Source organism: Wenjunlia tyrosinilytica (genome assembly GCF_014646055.1).
GTDB lineage: Bacteria > Actinomycetota > Actinomycetes > Streptomycetales > Streptomycetaceae > Wenjunlia > Wenjunlia tyrosinilytica.
The window spans coordinates 171,738-187,691 of record NZ_BMMS01000010.1 but is presented as its reverse complement, the minus strand read 5'-3'; the positions used below and the strand labels follow the sequence as shown (position 1 = coordinate 187,691).

The following is a 15,954-nucleotide window of genomic DNA, read 5'->3' as shown; positions in this document are numbered from 1 at the left end:
CTACAAGAGGTGTCAGCGGTGGTGTGCGAGGACAGGAGGGCTCCATGTTCGAGGCCCAGGACATCCGTCAGTGGCGCGGCTACGCGGTCGTGGGGTCCGACGGCGGCAAGATCGGCGACCTCGAGGCGATCTATGTCGACACCGGGACCGATCAGCCGTCCTTCGCGACGGTCAAGACGGGAATGCTGACCCGCCAGCGGCTGGTCTTCGTCCCCCTGCACGGTGCCACGGTGAGCCCGGGGCACCTGACGGTCCCCTTCGACAAAAAGCAGGTCAAGGACGCTCCCTCGATCGACGTCGACGGCGAGCTCCTCGCGCAGGACGAGGCGGGCGTCTTCGAGCACTACGGCCTGACCTACCGGGCGGGCGCGGGCGGCGAGCGCCGACTCGCCCGCCGCTGAGCGGAAGGGGGTGCCATGAGCCTGTTCCTGTTCCTGATCATCGTCGCCATGGTCCTGGGGCTGATCGGCGCCGCCGCCGAGGGCCTGACCTATCTGCTGGTCATCGGTGTACTCGTACTCGTGGGCGATCTGATCTGGGCGGGACTCCATCTCGCGCACCGGCGCAGCGGGCGGACGGCCCGCTGAGCGGTACGAGCGCGGCCCTGCCCTGGCCCCGCCGGACCCTGCCCTGCCCCACCGGCCCCTGCCCCGCCCGATCCTGCCCTGCCCATGGGGCGGCCCTGCCCTGCCCGTAGGAGGGCGCGGACGACGGGCTCACACGATCGTGGCGCCGCTGGAGAGCAGCAGCGCCACGTCGATCGCCGCCACCGCGACCGCCGCGGGGAACGGGGCCCTCGGCCGCTCACCGCTCAGGGCGGCGCCCGCGCACGCGGTCACCGCCGCCGCCGCGAGCGCGATGAGGCCCACGGTGCCCGGCGGCCCGGGAGGGGCGAGGACGAGGACGGCGGAGGCGGCGACCAGCGGGAGCGGCAGCAGGCGCCGCACCCTGGCCGCGCCCAGACGCTGGGGCCAGCCCCGTACCCCGTTCGCCAGGTCCATCCCGATGTCCGGGAGCACATCGGCCAGATGCGCCCCGACACCCAGCAGCGCCGCCGCGACGACGACCCACCAGGTCGGCCGGGGGTTGCCGGGCAGGCCCAGCGCGACAAAGCCGGCCAGGCCGCCGAAGCCCACCGCGTACGGGAGCCAGGACAGCGCCGTGGCCTTGAGGCGCAGGTTGTACCCCCATGCCGCGCCGACGGCGACCAGGTGGACGGCCCCGGCGAGCAGGCCGCACAGGAAGGACAGCGGCACGGTGAGGGCCAGCGCGGCGAGCGCGGCGGCCAGGACGGTGGCGGCGTCCACGGCTCCTGACGCCACGGGCTTCCCGGGGCGCCCGGCGGCGGTGTCACGCCGCGCGTCCACGGCGTCGTTGCACCAGCCCACCGAGAGCTGTCCCGCGAGCACACAGGCGGCCACGCGCAGACAGCCCCCGGTGTCCTGACCCGCACTCCGGGCCAGTCCGGTCGCGAGCAGGGTCACCGCGGCGCTGGGGCCAGGGTGGCAGGCCCTCAGCAGGCCCACCGTCCGCCGGTACGGCGGTGTGGCCGCGCTACCGGGGGGTGTTCGGTTCGGGGCGCCCACGCCGGCGATGGTAGACGCGGCCCGCGCCGCCGCCCCGCGGCCACGCCGGGAGCCGGGGAGAGGACGGCGTCGGCAGCGCCGGACGGGGGACATCGAGCATGGCCGGGACGCGCGGTGGACACATTGGAAAGCGTCCGACGCCCTCCGACGTGGGAATCCCATGACCCGCATCGCCGCAGTCCACGCGACTTTGGCACCGCACCGGCACGAGCAGCGCGAGATCACCGACATGGTGGCCCGCACCTGCCTGCCCGCAGGTGAAGACCGCCGCCTCCTGGACCGTCTGCACCGCAGCGCCGGGGTGCGGACCCGCCATATGGCACTGCCGCTGGACGAGTACGCCGAGCTGACCGACTTCGGCGCCGCCAACGACCGGTTCATCTCCACCGCCGTCGACCTCGGGGCCCGGGCGGTCAGCGGGGCGCTGAGGGCGGCGGGCCTGTCGCCCAGGGATGTGGACCTGCTGCTGTTCACCACCGTGACCGGGGTCGCGGCGCCGTCCGTGGACGCCCGGCTCGTCGGGCGGCTGGGCCTGCGCCCCGACGTCAAACGCCTGCCGGTCTTCGGCCTCGGCTGCGTGGCGGGGGCGGCCGGGATCGCCCGGCTCCACGACTATCTGCGCGGCTGGCCCCGGCATGTGGCGGTGCTGCTGTCGGTGGAGCTGTGCTCGCTGACCTTCCAGCACGACGACGCCTCGCGGGCCAACCTGGTGGCCACGGCGCTCTTCGGCGACGGAGCCGCCGCCGTGGTGGCCTGCGGCCCCGGGCGGCATCTGCCCGCGGTCACGGGGCCCACCGTGGTGGCCACCCGCAGCAGGCTCTACCCCGACAGCGAGCGGGTCATGGGGTGGGACGTCACCGGCAGCGGTTTCCGGGTCGTCCTGGACTCCACCGTTCCGGACGTGGTGCGCACCCATCTCGCGGACGACGTCATGGAATTCCTGGACGACCACGGGCTCAAGCCCAAGGACGTGGCCGCCTGGATCTGCCATCCGGGCGGGCCGAGGGTCCTGGAGGCCGTGGCGGAATCGCTCGGCCTGCCCGAGGGCGCGCTGGAGATCACCTGGGACTCGCTGGGACGCGTCGGCAACCTCTCCTCGTCCTCGGTGCTGCATGTGCTGCGCGACACCCTCGAGCGGCGGCGGCTTCCTGCGGGCAGTCCGGGTCTGATGCTCGCGCTGGGGCCGGGCTTCTGCTCGGAACTGGTCCTGCTGCGGTGGTAGGGGGAGCGGGGAGCCGATGAGCTGGTACACGCTGGTGGTGATGGCCGTGGCGGCCGAGCGGGTCGCGGAGCTGGCGGTCGCGCGCCGAAACGCCGAGTGGAGCCTGGCGCGTGGTGCCGTGGAGTCGGGCAGGGGCCACTATCCGGTGATGGTCGCCCTGCACACGGGGTTGCTCGCCGGGTGCGCGGCGGAGGTGGGGCTCGGCGGGCGCCCCTTCGTGGCCGCGCTGGGCGTGCCCATGGTCGTAGTGCTGGCGGCGGCCCAGGCGCTGCGGTGGTGGTGCGTCAGCACGCTGGGGCCGCGCTGGAACACCCGGGTGATCGTCGTTCCTGGACTGCCGTTGGTGGACCGGGGGCCGTACCGGTGGCTGTCCCACCCCAACTATGTGGCGGTGGTGGCCGAGGGGATCGCCCTGCCGCTGGTCCACGGCGCCTGGATCACCGCGCTGGTGTTCACGGCGCTGAACGGGGTGCTGCTGGGGGTACGGATCGCCTGCGAGAACACGGCTCTCGGCTCGGCGGGCGAGCCGGTGGCGGCGGGAGCGTCCGGGTGATCGACGTACTGGTGGCGGGCGGGGGTCCGGGCGGGCTGGCCGCGGCCGTCCACGCCGCGCTGGCGGGGATGGAGGCCGTGGTGGTCGAGCCGCGCACGGCCCCGGTGGACAAGGCGTGCGGTGAGGGGATCATGCCGAGCGGGGCACGTCATCTGCGCTTCCTGGGCGTGGACGTGGACGGGTACCCGCTGCGCGGCATCGCCTACGTCCAGGGCCCGCGCCGGGCGACGGCGGCCTTCCGGGGCGCGACGGGTCTGGGCGTGCGGCGCACGGTGCTGCACTCCGCGCTGTACCGGCGGGCCGCCGAGCTGGGGGTGCGGGTCGTGCGCGGGAGGATCGAGGCCGTCGAGCAGAGCTCGGACACGGTCCGGGCCGCGGGGCTGCGGGCACGGTGGCTCATCGCGGCGGACGGTCTGCACTCCCCGGTGCGCAGGTCGCTGGGGCTCGACGTGGCCGACCGCCGTCCACGCCGCTACGGGCTGCGGCGGCACTACCGGGTGCGGCCGTGGAGCGATTTCGTCGAGGTGCACTGGTCGCGAGGTGGTGAGGCGTATGTGACGCCGGTCGCCGAGGACCTGGTGGGTGTGGCCGTGCTGAGCACGGACCGGTGCGGGTACGACGAGCATCTGGCCCGCTTTCCCCGGCTGGCCGCCCTCCTCGCCGGTCCCCCGGTGGGCGGCGTCCGAGGCGCCGGCCCGCTGCGGCGCCGCGTGCGCACCCGCGTGGCGGGCAGGGTCCTCCTGGTGGGCGACGCGGCGGGATACGTGGACGCGATGACCGGCGAGGGCGTGGCTCTGGCGCTGGCCTCGGCGCAGGCGGCGGTGCGATGCCTGGCGCGGGGCCGCCCCCAGGACTACGAGCAACGCTGGCGCGGGCTTTCGCGGCGCCACCGCCTGCTGACGGAAGGACTCGTCCGCCTGAGCGCCCACCCGGCAGCCTCCCGCCTGGTGGTCCCGGCGGCCTCCCGGATCCCCCCGCTCTTCAACGCCGCCGTGCACGCCCTCCAGTGAACGGGGCGGGTGGCCCCGCTCGGGCGGCCGCCGTGCCTTCTTCCCACGAGGAGGACACAGGACGCCACCACCCCGGTGGGCGGGTCCAGCAGCTCGGTGCCCGGCCTGCTGGGAGCGGGGGCTCCGGCACCGCACAGGGACCTCGTACGCGGGTCGCACGACCCGTCAGGATCGTGGATGCCCGCTCACGCGGCTGCCGCCTCCCTCTCCCTCGGGGCGGGAGTGGAGGACTCCACGACCTCGGCGAGCCGGTCCAGCATGCGCCGGTGCCGCAGTTGCAGCAGGGCGTCCAGGACCAGGTTGTGCAGGGCGGCGCCCGGGCCGCTGAGGGGGTGTTCGTCCACGATCACCAGGGCGCCCCCGCCCCACGGCATGATCTGGAAGGAAATGCGCGCGGAACCGAGCTGCCCCGCCAGGGCCTCCAGTTCGAGCCTGCGCCCCGGCTCGCAGATGCGCACCACGGTGCTGCCCCGCAGCGTTGTGATCCCCGCGTCCACGGTCCAGCCGATCGAGGAGCCCTCCGAGGGCCAGTGCCCCTCCACCTCCCACGACTGCTTGGTGCCCACGACCCATTCCTTGTACCTCTCGCCGTCGCTGAGCACCGCCCACACCGCCTGCGGGGGCCTGTTCACCAGGACATGTCGTGCGGCCATGTGTCTCACCTGATCCTCGGCTGCCGTCGGTGCCGGTCCGGGTACCCGCCGCCGGGTGGATCACTCCCGGCGCTCGGATCCGCTTTCTCCGCCTCCCCCGCCTCCCCCGCTCCCTCCGCGTCCCCCGGCGAGTGACCGCTGCACCCGCGCCAGCCCCGGGCCCAGGACCTTGCGGGTCACCGCCCGCTGCCCGCGCAGCGCGGCGCGGGCGGCGTTCGCCCCGCAGGCGCCGTGCACTCCGCCGCCCGGGTGGGCGGACGAGGAGGCCAGGTAGAGGCCGGTGACCGGTGTCTCGGGGCGGCCGGAGCCCGGTACCGGCCGGAAGACCAGCTGCTGGTGCACGGCGGCCGTGCCGCCGTTGACGGCACCGTTGAGGAGGCTCGCGTTGTGCCGCTGGAGGTCCGCGGGGGCCAGCACACGGCGTGCGGCGATACGGTCGCGGAACCCCGGGGCCAGCCGCTCGATCTCGGCCTCCACCCGCTCCGCCATCGCCTCGCACTCCCCCGGCCCCCATCTCCCCCGGATTCCGGCGTCCCCGGCGTCACCCCTTATGTGCTGCGGAAGATGGGTGTACGCCCACGCGGACTCGGTGCCCTCGGGCGAGCGCAGCCGGTCCGCGGTGGTCATCTGTCCCAGCAGCGCGAACGGCCGGTCGGGAACCCGGCCGGTGGTCAGTTGCGCGTTGCAGCGCGTCAAGTGGTCCACTCCCTCGGCCAGATGCACGGTGCCCGCGCCGGCGGCCGCCGGCGCGGTCCAGGGGATCGGGCCGGACAGCGCCCAGTCCACCTTGAAGGTGGCGTAGTCCCAGTGGAAGCGGCGGATGTCGTCGCGCGTGCGCGGTGGCAGGTCGTCGAAGGAGACCAGCCCGCCGTACAGCGCGGGCGCGGGTACGTCGGCCAGGACCGCCCGCCCTGCCCGTACCGGCTCCCCGTCCTCGGTCACCACCGCGACCGCGCGGCCGTCCCTCACGGTCACCGACCGCGCGGGGGTCGAGCAGTGCACGCTCCCGCCCCCGGCCTCCAGGGCGGCGCACCAGGGCGGTGGTGAGCGCGCTCGCGCCACCGGCCGGCACCGGCCAGCCGAACCTCTGGCCGAGCATCGCCATCAGCCAGCCGAAGGCGGCGCTGCCCGCGGACTCGGGACTGAAATCGGCGTGCATGGCGCAGCCCGCCAGGAGCACGGGCGCACCGGCTCCGGCGAACTCCTCCTCACCCAGGCGCCGCACCGGCAGCGTCATCATCCGCAGCAGCCTCAGGCCCCCCGCGGCGCGCATCCCGGCGGCCAGCGCCAGTCCCGCCCGCACCGGGGGGAACGGGGTGAACAGGGCGCGCAGGAGGTCGTCGCCGATCCGGTCCCAGAGCCCGGTCAGACGCACGTACGCCAGCCCGTCGCCCGGTGCGAACGCGTCCAGGCTCATCGCCGTGCGCTCCAGGTCCCGGTCGAGGACGGGGCAGCGGCCGTCGGGCAGAGGGTGGGCGAGGACGGTGGGCGCGTGGCTCCACGTCAGGCCCCACTGCTCGAGTCGCAGCGCCCTGATGGCGGGCGAGGCGACGGCCAGCGGATAGAACGAGCTGCACAGGTCGCTCTCGAAGTCCGGATGGACTCCGCGGTCACTGCGTACGCCGCCGCCAGGCACGGGCTGGGCCTCCAGGACCAGGACCCGCCACCCGGCGTCGCTGAGGATGTTCGCCGCCACCAGGCCGTTGGGGCCCGCGCCCACCACGATCGCGTCCGCGTCGGCGTCCATCGCCTCCTCCACTCCCGGCCCGCTCTGCCGCTCCCGGCCCGCTCAGCGGCCTCACGACGGCGGGTCGCCGGGCGCTGGGTACCCGGCGCGGGGGGCGGAAAACGGGGAATCGGGCCACCGGCGGGTATGCCGCACCGGTCGGGGGGTACTGGTGGACACGCCAGGAGCACGAAGGCATACCCACGAAGGCATACCCACGAGGCATACGAGGGGCAGGAGGGCGACCGTGACGCGGTCGGCCTCCGGCGCCGGGACGAAGAAGGTGGCGGAGTGAGCGCACTTCCGGGCAGGGCCGGTTCGTACTGGATGGAGTCCACGGCGCCCACCGACCATCCGCGCGCCACCGAGGCCGTCGGCGCCGACGTGGCCGTCGTGGGCGGCGGGATCGCCGGGCTGTGCACGGCCTGGGAGATGGCCAGGGACGGACGTTCCGTGGTGGTGCTGGAGGCCGACCGGATCGCCGCCGGGGTGACCGGCCATACGACGGCCAAGCTCTGCGCGCAGCACACCCTCATCTACGGTCATGTCCGCAAGTCGTTCGGCGCCGACGCGGCGGCCCTGTACGCGCGTTCGCAGCAGGATGCGGTGGAGCACGTCGAGGCCGTCTCGCAGAGCCTCGGCATCGACTGCCAGTTCGAGCGCGCTCCCGCCTACACCTACACCGGCTCCGCCGATCGGGTGGAGGAGTTCCGGGACGAGGCGGAGGCCGCGAAGGACGCCGGCCTGGCCGCGTCCTTCACCACCGACACCCACCTGCCGTTCCCGGTCGCGGCGGCCGTCCGGGTGGAGGGGCAGGCCCAGTTCCATCCCCGCCGCTACCTGCTCGCGCTCGCCGAGGACCTTCTCCGGCGGGGCGGGCGCATCTTCGAGCGGACCAGGGTGGTCGGCCTGCACGAGGCAGCGCCCTGCCGGCTCACCACCGACGACGGCGTCGAGATCACCGCGGGTACCGTCGTCGTCGCCACGCACTACCCCGTCTTCGACCGCGCCATGCTGTTCTCCCGGCTCATCCCGCGCCGTGAGCTGGTGGTGGCCGCGCCGATTCCGGCCGACCGGGATCCGCGGGGCATGTACATCACCCCGGACGAGGCGACCCGTTCGGTGCGCACGGCCCCCTACGGTGAGGGGCGGCGGCTGCTCATCGTGACCGGCGAGACCTTCCGGCCCGGCACCGAGGAGGTGGCCGAGCGCTTCGAGCGGCTGGCCGCCTGGACGAAGGAACGATTCGGCGTCGACGAGATCACCCACCGCTGGGCGGCCCAGGACAACATCAGCACCGACCGGCTGCCCTACATCGGCCACTTCCACCCCCGCGCCGAACACGTCTATGTCGCCACCGGGTTCAACGGCTGGGGCATGAGCAGCGGGGTCCTCGCCGGAAGGCTGCTGCGGGAACTTGTGCGCGGCGACCGGCCGCCGTGGGCCTCGGTGTACGACCCTCGGCGGATCAACCCCACCGTGGAGACGGCCGAACTCCTCAAGGCCGGTGCCGCCGTCGCCCGGCACTTCGTCGGCGACCGGCTGCACCCCGCCCACATCGAGTCGGTGGACGACATCCCGCCCGGCGGCGGAGCCGTGGTGCGCCTGAGCGGGGATCGGTGCGCCGTCCACCGCGACGAGAACGGCGACCTGCACGCGGTCTCCGCGATCTGCACCCACCTCAGATGCGTGGTCGCGTACAACGACGCCGAGCGCACCTGGGACTGCCCCTGCCACGGCTCCCGGTTCGGCGTCGACGGCGCGGTGCTGCACGGTCCGGCCACCAAGCCCCTGGAACGCCGCGGGATCCGCCCCAGGCACACGACGCCCTCCCCGCCGCCGGAGTCCGGCTCGGGATCCGACTCCGGCTGATCCAGCCGGGCACACCAGCGGCAGTACAGCTGCCGCGGTTCACATCGCCGGCGTCCGGTCGATCCCGATGCGGACAAAGTCCCGTGCCAGCCGTGCCCTTCGCAGATCAGCGGGACGACGGGGCGGATGTCGGCGATGAAGCGTTCGATGAGCGCGGTGACCTGGTCCTCGGGCACGAGGGCGACTATCGGCCGGAGCCCGCCGAGACCGCAAGGGCGGCGAGGGCCTCGGGGGCGCCGTCCATGCCGCGCATCCCCGGGAAGGCATTGACGTCCACGATCACCGGGGCGCCGTCGCGCTCGATCAGGTCGACGCCGTAGACCTGGAGGCCGAACGCCCGCCCGGCGCGCAGGGCGAGCGCGGTCCACGCCTCGGGCACGTCGGCGGGATCGAGCGGCTCGGTGAGGGACTTGTCCCCCACCGGGAGAGGGTCCGCGAGCGGGGTGGGGCGCAGCCCGGCGTAGACCTGGGTGTCCACCACCCACAGCTTGCGGTCCCAGCCGTCGTTCTCCACGAACCTCTGCACGACGACCGGGTGCCCCGGCCGGCTCCGCGCCAGCGCCGACAGGCCCTCGCGGTCGTCGATCCGGGCGACCACGTCGAGCCGCGCGCTCCTGCGGCTCTTGACCATCAGCGGGAAGCCCAGCTCACCGATGTCCCCGGCGATCCTCGACGGGCAGTCATAGGCACGGGTGCGCGGGAACGGCAGTCCCGCCTTCCCGGCCACCTCGGCCATACGGGCCCGGTCCTGGCACAGCTCGGTCGCCGAGGCCGAGTTCAGCACCCGGGCGCCGCGGCGCTCCAGCCGGTGGGCGAGGGCCAGGGCCCGCGGGGTCCGGGTCTTGAGCAGGTACACATCGGCGGACGGCGGGTCGGGCGCGGGCGCGGCGGGGGAGCCGTGGGATGCGTCGGGGTCGGCCGCCACCACCTGGTGACGGGGGGCCAGCGCCCTGCGGGCCCCCTCCAGCAGAGGGTGGTCGGGACGCGAGGTGAGCAGGCATATCCGCAACGGTGCGGTCCCGTCAGCCGACGAGCGTGCGCTCGGGGTCCATCGGGGCGCGGTCGCCGGCCGACCCCGCCAGGCGGAGCACCGCACGGGCCACCCGGTCGACGGCGTCGGGCACCTGCCGGAAGCTGGGGAAGTCATTGATGTCCACGACCATCGGGCCCTCCGGGCCCTCGACGATGTCCACGCCGAACAGGTCGAGCCCGAAGACCTCGCCGACCTTCGCCGTCAGCCGCGCCAACTCCGTCGTCAGCGGAACCTCGCGTTCCAGGACCGGTCGGCCGGGGTGCAGGGGCGAGCGGCGGACGGTGGCGTGCAGCTCACCGGTGATGCTGTAGACCTTCAGATCCGCGCCCGAGTTGGGGATGTAGGGCTGGGCGAGCAGGTACCCCTCGCCCCGCAGCAGGGCGCCGGTGTCGGCCAGTTGTCCGGGCGAGCTGACGAGGTGCACCGACCGTCCCGAGCTTCCGTCGCAGGGCTTGACCACCAGCGGGTAGTGCTCGTCGGGGACCCGGGCCAGCAGCGCGGGTGTGGCGGCGAAGTACGTGGGAGGGACGGGTATGCCCCGGCTGCGGGCCACCGTCGCGGCGACCGCCTTGTCCCGGACGGGCCGGATGGAGCGGGCGTCGTTGATCGTGGGAAGGCCCACCGCGGCGGCGGACTCCAGCATGCTCAGGCCCGGGCCGCCGGAGACGGTCTTGAGGACCCAGGCGTCGTGCGTCCCGGCCCGGATGAGCTCCGGCATGGCGATGAGCGAGCTGCCGGGCAGCAGCACGTCCACCGAGTGCCCCCAGGACCTGAGGCGTCCCACCACGTCCAACGGCATGCCGTCGTCGCGGTAGTGCTCCTCAACGAGAAAGCACAGTCTCAACCTGTCCCCCCGGCTCTCCCCAGACGCCCGCCATTCCCCGTCCGGCAGAGCTGTGGACGACCAAGCATGCCACGGGGATCCACCCATGACGGTACCGGGGCCGCCGCCCCACCGGACGGGTTCGAGGAGGCCGGGAAGCGCCGCAGGAGCCGGGAACGAGCCGGGAGGGAGCGTTCCGGAAATGACGGCCGCGGACGATCCGGGGCAGGTCCGAGCACCGGGCCGGTGGACCGATGGATGGCCCGGGAGGCTCCCGGTGTGCGGCCGCCGGCCGGACGACGGCCGCACCGGCCCGCGCCGCCTCGAGCGCGGCCCAGGTGGCCGCCGGGCCTGCGCCAGGCGTCGGTCAGGCGTGGACGGCCAGCCGGTTGGCGGGGCGGGGCAGGCCGTAGTGGTCGCGCAGCGTGCGCCCGGTGTACTCGGTACGGAACAGCCCACGCCTCTGGAGGATCGGGACGACATGGTCGACGAAGTCCTCGAGCCCGCCCGGCAGATGCGGCGGCATGATGTTGAAGCCGTCGGCGGCGCCCTCGGTGAACCACTCCTCCAACTGGTCGGCGATCTGCTCGGGCGTTCCGGCGAAGACCCGGTGGCCCCGGCCGCCGCCGAGCCGGGCGATCAGCTGCCGCAGGTTCAGCCCGTCCCGGCGGGCCATCTCGGCGACCAGGGTGAAGCGGCTCTTGTTGCCGTTGATGTCCCGCTCCTCGGGCAGATCCGGGAGGGTCCCGTCCAGCGGGAGGCCGCTCAGATCCACATCGAGCATCTTCGACAGCTGGTGCAGCCCGTACTCGGGGACCTGAAGGGCGGTCAGCTCCTCCTCCAGCGCCCGCGCTTCGGCCTCGGTCGAGCCGATGACCGGGCAGATGCCGGGGAGGATCTTCAACTCCTGCGGCGCGCGGCCGTGGCCGGCCAGCCGCGACTTGAGGTCCTTGTAGAAGGTCTGCCCGTCGGCGAGGGTCTGCTGTGCCGTGAAGACCGCCTCGGCGTGCTGCGCCGCGAACTCCTTGCCGTCCTCGGACGAGCCGGCCTGGACGAGGAGCGGGTAGCCCTGCGGGGATCGCTGGACGTTGAGCGGGCCGCGCACCCGGAAGTACTCGCCCTCGTGATCGATCGCGCGCACCTTGTCGGTGTCGGCGTAGACCCCGCGCTCCCGGTCGATCACCGGGGCCTCGTCCTCCCAGCTGTCCCACAGCTTGGTGGCGACGTCGACGAACTCACGTGCCCTGTCGTACCGCAGGCGGTGCTCCAGGTGCTCGTCCTGCCCGAAGTTGCGGGCCTCGTCCACGCTGCCGGAGGTGACGATGTTCCAGCCGGCGCGCCCACCGCTGAGGTGGTCGAGGGAGGCGAATTTGCGGGCGGTGTGGAAGGGCTCGTTGAACGTGGTGGAGACGGTGGCGATCAGCCCGACGTGCTCGGTCACCGCGGCCAGGGCGGAGAGCAGGGTCAGCGGCTCGAAGCCGCCGAGCACGTTGTGGCGTGCGTTGCCCCACAGAGCGAGGCCGTCCGCGAGGAACACCGAGTCGAGCTTGCCGCGCTCGGCGGTCCGCGCCAGCTCCTGGAAGTACCGCAGATCGGTGGCGCGCTCGGGGCTGGTGCGCGGATGGCGCCACGCGGCGTCGTGGTGACCCGCGTTCATCAGGAACGCGTTCAGATGGAACCGGCGGTCGGTGGTCACGTTGTCCTCTTTCCTTTTTGCTTCTCTGCGGTCTCGGTGGTCGTGGTGCTCGGCGCCGTGGTGATCCCTGGGTGCGCGCGTCAGTCGCCCCGGGGAGCGCGCCAGCGGGTGAAGCGGCGCTCCAGGGAGACCAGGAGCTGGTTGAAGACCACGCCGATGGCGGAGACGGTGATGATCCCGGCGTACATCTGCGGGATGGCGAAGTTGAACTGCGAGGCGTTGATGAGGTAGCCGAGCCCGGCCTTCGCGCCGACCATCTCGGCGGCGACCAGGACGAGGATCGACACGGCGCCGGCCAGCCGGATGCCGGTGAAGACGGTCGGCACGGCGGCGGGCAGGATGACCTTCTGGAACACCCTCGGCGCGGACAGGTCCATCGACCTGGCGAGCCTGACCAGGGTGGGGTCGACCGTGCGGACCGCGCTGACCGTGTTGAGCAGGATGGGCCAGGCGCAGGCGTACAGGACGATGGAGATCTTGGATGTCTCCCCTATGCCGAGGATCAGGACGAACACCGGCAGCAGGGCGAGCGCCGCGGTGTTGCGGAAGACCTCCAGCAGCGGATTGAGCAGGTCCGCGACCGGGCGGTACCAGCCGATGAGCAGGCCGAGCGGCACGGCGATGGCCACCGCGAGCCCGAAGCCGCTGAGGGAGCGGACCAGGCTGGCCTCGACATGCGTGGCGAGCTGGCCGCTGGAGAGCAGGTCCAGCCAGGCCTTGACGACCTGGGAGAGCGGAGGCAGGAACGTCCGGTCGACCCACCCGAGCCTCGGGGCGACCTCCCACAGGAGCGCCACGACGGCGACCGCGGCCGTCTTGGTCAGGGCCCCGAGCAGCAGGCCGGGTGTCCGCCGGCCCCAGTCGGCGGCGATCCGCAGCGCTCGCGGGCGCCCGGTGGCCTCCCGGACGGGGGCCGTGGCGGTGGCCACCGCGGTCCGGGGGACCGCGGGCTCGTGGTCACGCGGGGCAGCCGGGGCGGGGGCCCCGGTGCCGGTGACCGAGGTGCCGATGTCGGTGCTCATGCGCGAACCGTCCCTTTCTCGAGGGCTTCGTCGTGCTGAAGGGCCTTCTCGATCCGCTGGGCCCTGCCCACCGGATCGGCTGCCTCGAGCCGTTGGGCCCTCTCCAGCTCCTGTGCGCGGGCGACCTCGTCGTGCAGCAGGTCCCAGATCCGGTGCCGGTAGTGCGCGAACTCCGGGCTGGACCGCAGGTCGGCGACATCGGTGCGCCGCCCCAGGTCGATCGGCACCACCTGCTTGACCCGGCCCGGCCGGGACGTCAGCACCGCCACCCGTTGTCCGAGGTAGACCGCCTCCTCGATGCCGTGGGTGATGAACACGATGGTCTTGCCGGTGCGCTCCCAGATCCCCAGCAGTTCGTCCTGCAGGGACTCCCTGGTCTGGGCGTCCAGAGCGGCGAACGGCTCGTCCATGAGCAGGACGTCCGGGTCGTAGGCGAGGCTGCGGGCGATCGCCACCCGCTGCTTCATCCCTCCGGAGAGCTCATGGGGGTGACGGTCCTCGAAGCCGGCGAGGCCCACGAGGTCGAGGTAGTGCCGGGCCCGCTCGGCACGCCGGCGCCGGGGGACCCCGGTCGCCTCCAGGCCGAACTCGACATTGCCCTGCGCCGTGCGCCAGGGCAGCAGGGCGTACTGCTGGAAGACGATGCCGCGGTCCAGTCCGGGGCCGGTCACCGGTTCGCCGTCCACGAGGATCTGCCCGCCGGAGGGCTGGGTGAGCCCTCCGAGCAGGTCGAGCAGGGTGGACTTGCCGCAGCCGCTGGGCCCGACGAGGACGGTGAACTCGCCCGCGGCGACCTCCAGGTCGACGCCCTGGACGGCGGTGAACTCCGTACGCCGTCCGGAGCCCGCCTTCTCGCGGACGGGGAACGTCTTGGTGACGTCGCGGAAACTGATGCTCGCGGTCATGGCGGTCACCCGTTCCCGGACGAGGCGGACGAGGGAGAGGAGGAGGCTGCGGAGGCGGACGGGGCGGAGGAGGAACCGCCGCCGGAGGCCAGGCCGTTGAACTCGTTGGTGTAGATCTCCGAGAGCTTCACCTGGCCCTTCTTGATCTCGCCCCGCTTCTCCAGCCAGTCGATCCAGAGCGAGAACTCCTTGTCGCTGATCCGGCCCCCGGTGTCGGCCACGCCGAACGACTTCCAGAACTGGAGCGCCTTGGCGTCCTCGTTGCGCCCGCGCTTGTTCACGATGTCGGTCATGCGGGCCACGACCTCCTCGCGCGGGGTCCTGCGGGACCACTCGATGGCCTTGGCCACGCCGGTGACGAATGTCTTCACCGTCGTCGGGTTGCGCTCGATGAACTTCTCGGTCATCACATAGGTCCCGGCGGTGAAGGCGCCGAGCAGTTCGTAGTCGGTGAACAGGCGGCGGATGCCGCCGGACGCGAGGGCCTTGTCGCGCAGGATGCCGCCGAGCACGGCGACCTGGATCTGCTTCTTGCGAAGCGACTGCTCGGTGTTGACCGGCGGCACCACCAAAGGCTCGACCTTCGCGATCTCCTTGCCGGACACTCCGTGCCGCTGGAGGTAGATGTCGAGCATGGCCTCGCTGTGCGCCCCGAGGGTGTTCATGCCGACCTTCTTGCCGATCAGGTCGCGCGGTCCGTGGACGGAGCTGTCCTGGAGGACGTAGAAGCCGCTGTACGCGTCCTTGTCGGCGCCGTAGTAGCCGATCACGGCCTTGATGGGGGATCCGGCGGCCGCCAGCTTGACCACCGCTCCGTTGAACGCGCCTCCGAAGTCCGTCTGGCCGGTCGCCGCGGACTGGATGTCCTGGGGGCCGCTGATGGTGTTGCCGACCCAATCCAGCTTCACATCGCCCAGGTAGCCCAGGTCCTGGGCCAGTTCGGGCAGGGTCACCGCACCCACCGAGCCCTGGTATCGGAGTTTCTTGGTCTCGCCCTTGCCCCCGGCGGAACGCTCGGCGGACGCCGTGCCGCAGCTGACGGCAGCGGTCGCGAGGCCGGCGATGACGAGGAACTGGCGGCGGGATGTGGTGTGCATGGACACGGTCCTTCTGTGGTGTCTGTACGGGGAGCGGAAGCGGGACGAACGCCGCGTGCGCGACGGTCAGCGGGAGGCGGCGAGCGTGGAGCCGACGGGCAGCGCCTCGGTCAACTGGCCGACGACGTCGAAGAGCCTGAGTTCGGCCTCGGGCCGCAGCGTCGCGGTGCCGTCGGCCTGCCGGTCGATGAGCTGGTCGAGGAGGAAGCAGCCCGCGACGACATGGCGGGCGCCCAGCGAGGTGAGCACCGGCCGCAGGGCGTAGTCGATGGCGAGTACATGGGCGTTGGTCCCCCCGGTCACCAGGGGGAGCACCGCCTTGCCCGCGAGGCCCGACTGCGGCAGCAGGTCGAGGAAGGACTTCAGCAGGCCCGTGTAGGCGGCCTTGTACACCGGGGTGGCCACGATGACGCCGTCGGCGGCGGCCACTGCCCCGATGGCGTCACTGAGGGCGGGGCTGTCGGTCCGGCCCGCCAGCAGGTCCTCGGCGGGCAGGTCGCGAACGGCGATGTGCCGCACGTCGAAGCCGATCGACGACAGGCGCTCGAGCGCCTTGCCCACCGCGACGGCGGTGCGCGACTGCGCGGAAGGGCTCCCGGAAATGGCAATGATCGAGGACAAGAGCTCCTCCAGGTTTCAGAGTTCGGGTTCGGCCGTGAATTCACGGAAAAAGGCATGGCGAAATACGCGCACGGCGCGCGCGGGAATACGCGCGTGACACGGGATGCGTAAATCCACTGATCCCGCCGGTGGTGA

General features: G+C 73.0%; 15 protein-coding genes and 1 pseudogene. 6 read left to right on the top strand and 10 right to left on the bottom strand.

The features are described 5' to 3' along the window. Positions 1 to 44: 44 nt before the first annotated feature. On the top strand, positions 45 to 401 hold the full coding sequence (locus IEY86_RS13670) for a PRC-barrel domain-containing protein (protein WP_189131900.1): 357 nt from the start codon (positions 45 to 47) through the stop codon (positions 399 to 401). A gap of 15 nt (positions 402 to 416) precedes the next feature. Beyond that, positions 417 to 587 carry a hypothetical protein gene (locus tag IEY86_RS13665; RefSeq protein WP_189131899.1) on the top strand — a complete coding sequence of 57 codons (171 nt, stop codon included), beginning with the start codon at positions 417 to 419 and terminating at the stop codon, positions 585 to 587. Between the two features lie 129 nt (positions 588 to 716). Here IEY86_RS13665 and IEY86_RS13660 read toward each other — a convergent pair whose 3' ends face one another. Next, positions 717 to 1,586 (bottom strand): UbiA family prenyltransferase, encoded by an 870-nt coding sequence (locus tag IEY86_RS13660; RefSeq protein ID WP_229698402.1) that lies wholly within the window; start codon positions 1,584 to 1,586, stop codon positions 717 to 719. 160 nt (positions 1,587 to 1,746) lie between these two features. Here IEY86_RS13660 and IEY86_RS13655 point away from each other — a divergent pair, with 160 nt between their 5' ends. The 3 genes from IEY86_RS13655 to IEY86_RS13645 are packed head-to-tail and all read left to right on the top strand — an operon-like array spanning position 1,747 to position 4,371. Continuing rightward, on the top strand, positions 1,747 to 2,808 hold the full coding sequence (locus tag IEY86_RS13655) for a type III polyketide synthase (protein WP_189131897.1): 1,062 nt from the start codon (positions 1,747 to 1,749) through the stop codon (positions 2,806 to 2,808). Between the two features lie 16 nt (positions 2,809 to 2,824). Then, the gene (locus tag IEY86_RS13650; RefSeq protein ID WP_189131896.1) at positions 2,825 to 3,361 is read left to right on the top strand and encodes an isoprenylcysteine carboxyl methyltransferase family protein; all 537 of its coding nucleotides are present in this window, start codon (positions 2,825 to 2,827) and stop codon (positions 3,359 to 3,361) included. After that, positions 3,358 to 4,371, top strand: coding sequence for an NAD(P)/FAD-dependent oxidoreductase (locus IEY86_RS13645; RefSeq protein WP_189131895.1), 1,014 nt, complete (start codon positions 3,358 to 3,360; stop codon positions 4,369 to 4,371). The genes IEY86_RS13650 and IEY86_RS13645 overlap by 4 nt, the downstream gene beginning before the upstream one ends. Before the next feature lie 185 nt (positions 4,372 to 4,556). Here the strand turns inward: IEY86_RS13645 and IEY86_RS13640 are convergent, their stop codons facing one another. Both IEY86_RS13640 and IEY86_RS37825 read right to left on the bottom strand, forming a co-directional pair. Further along, positions 4,557 to 5,024, bottom strand: a complete 468-nt coding sequence (locus IEY86_RS13640) for an SRPBCC family protein (protein WP_189131894.1) — start codon at positions 5,022 to 5,024, stop codon at positions 4,557 to 4,559. A 60-nt stretch (positions 5,025 to 5,084) separates the two neighbouring features. After that, positions 5,085 to 6,771: pseudogene (locus IEY86_RS37825) on the bottom strand (phytoene desaturase family protein). A 306-nt stretch (positions 6,772 to 7,077) separates the two neighbouring features. Here IEY86_RS37825 and IEY86_RS13625 point away from each other — a divergent pair. Then, complete coding sequence (locus IEY86_RS13625; RefSeq protein ID WP_189131959.1) at positions 7,078 to 8,622, top strand: FAD-dependent oxidoreductase; 1,545 nt, start codon at positions 7,078 to 7,080, stop codon at positions 8,620 to 8,622. A gap of 184 nt (positions 8,623 to 8,806) precedes the next feature. Here IEY86_RS13625 and IEY86_RS13620 read toward each other — a convergent pair whose 3' ends face one another. From IEY86_RS13620 to ssuE, 7 genes are all read right to left on the bottom strand, one after another. Then, the gene (locus IEY86_RS13620) at positions 8,807 to 9,631 is read right to left on the bottom strand and encodes an ATP-grasp domain-containing protein (protein WP_189131891.1); all 825 of its coding nucleotides are present in this window, start codon (positions 9,629 to 9,631) and stop codon (positions 8,807 to 8,809) included. Between the two features lie 13 nt (positions 9,632 to 9,644). Then, complete coding sequence (locus IEY86_RS13615) at positions 9,645 to 10,499, bottom strand: ATP-grasp domain-containing protein (protein ID WP_189131890.1); 855 nt, start codon at positions 10,497 to 10,499, stop codon at positions 9,645 to 9,647. 346 nt (positions 10,500 to 10,845) lie between these two features. Beyond that, the gene (locus IEY86_RS13610; protein ID WP_189131958.1) at positions 10,846 to 12,135 is read right to left on the bottom strand and encodes an LLM class flavin-dependent oxidoreductase; all 1,290 of its coding nucleotides are present in this window, start codon (positions 12,133 to 12,135) and stop codon (positions 10,846 to 10,848) included. 119 nt (positions 12,136 to 12,254) lie between these two features. After that, a complete protein-coding gene (locus IEY86_RS13605) occupies positions 12,255 to 13,196 on the bottom strand; it encodes an ABC transporter permease (RefSeq protein ID WP_229698401.1) in 942 nt (313 codons plus the stop codon). Then, on the bottom strand, positions 13,193 to 14,101 hold the full coding sequence (locus tag IEY86_RS13600; protein ID WP_189131889.1) for an ABC transporter ATP-binding protein: 909 nt from the start codon (positions 14,099 to 14,101) through the stop codon (positions 13,193 to 13,195). Before IEY86_RS13600 ends, IEY86_RS13605 begins: the two co-directional genes overlap by 4 nt. Before the next feature lie 5 nt (positions 14,102 to 14,106). Further along, complete coding sequence (locus IEY86_RS13595; protein ID WP_189131888.1) at positions 14,107 to 15,198, bottom strand: ABC transporter substrate-binding protein; 1,092 nt, start codon at positions 15,196 to 15,198, stop codon at positions 14,107 to 14,109. 66 nt (positions 15,199 to 15,264) lie between these two features. Further along, complete coding sequence (gene ssuE / locus IEY86_RS13590; protein WP_189131887.1) at positions 15,265 to 15,819, bottom strand: NADPH-dependent FMN reductase; 555 nt, start codon at positions 15,817 to 15,819, stop codon at positions 15,265 to 15,267. Between the last annotated feature and the right edge of the window lie 135 nt (positions 15,820 to 15,954).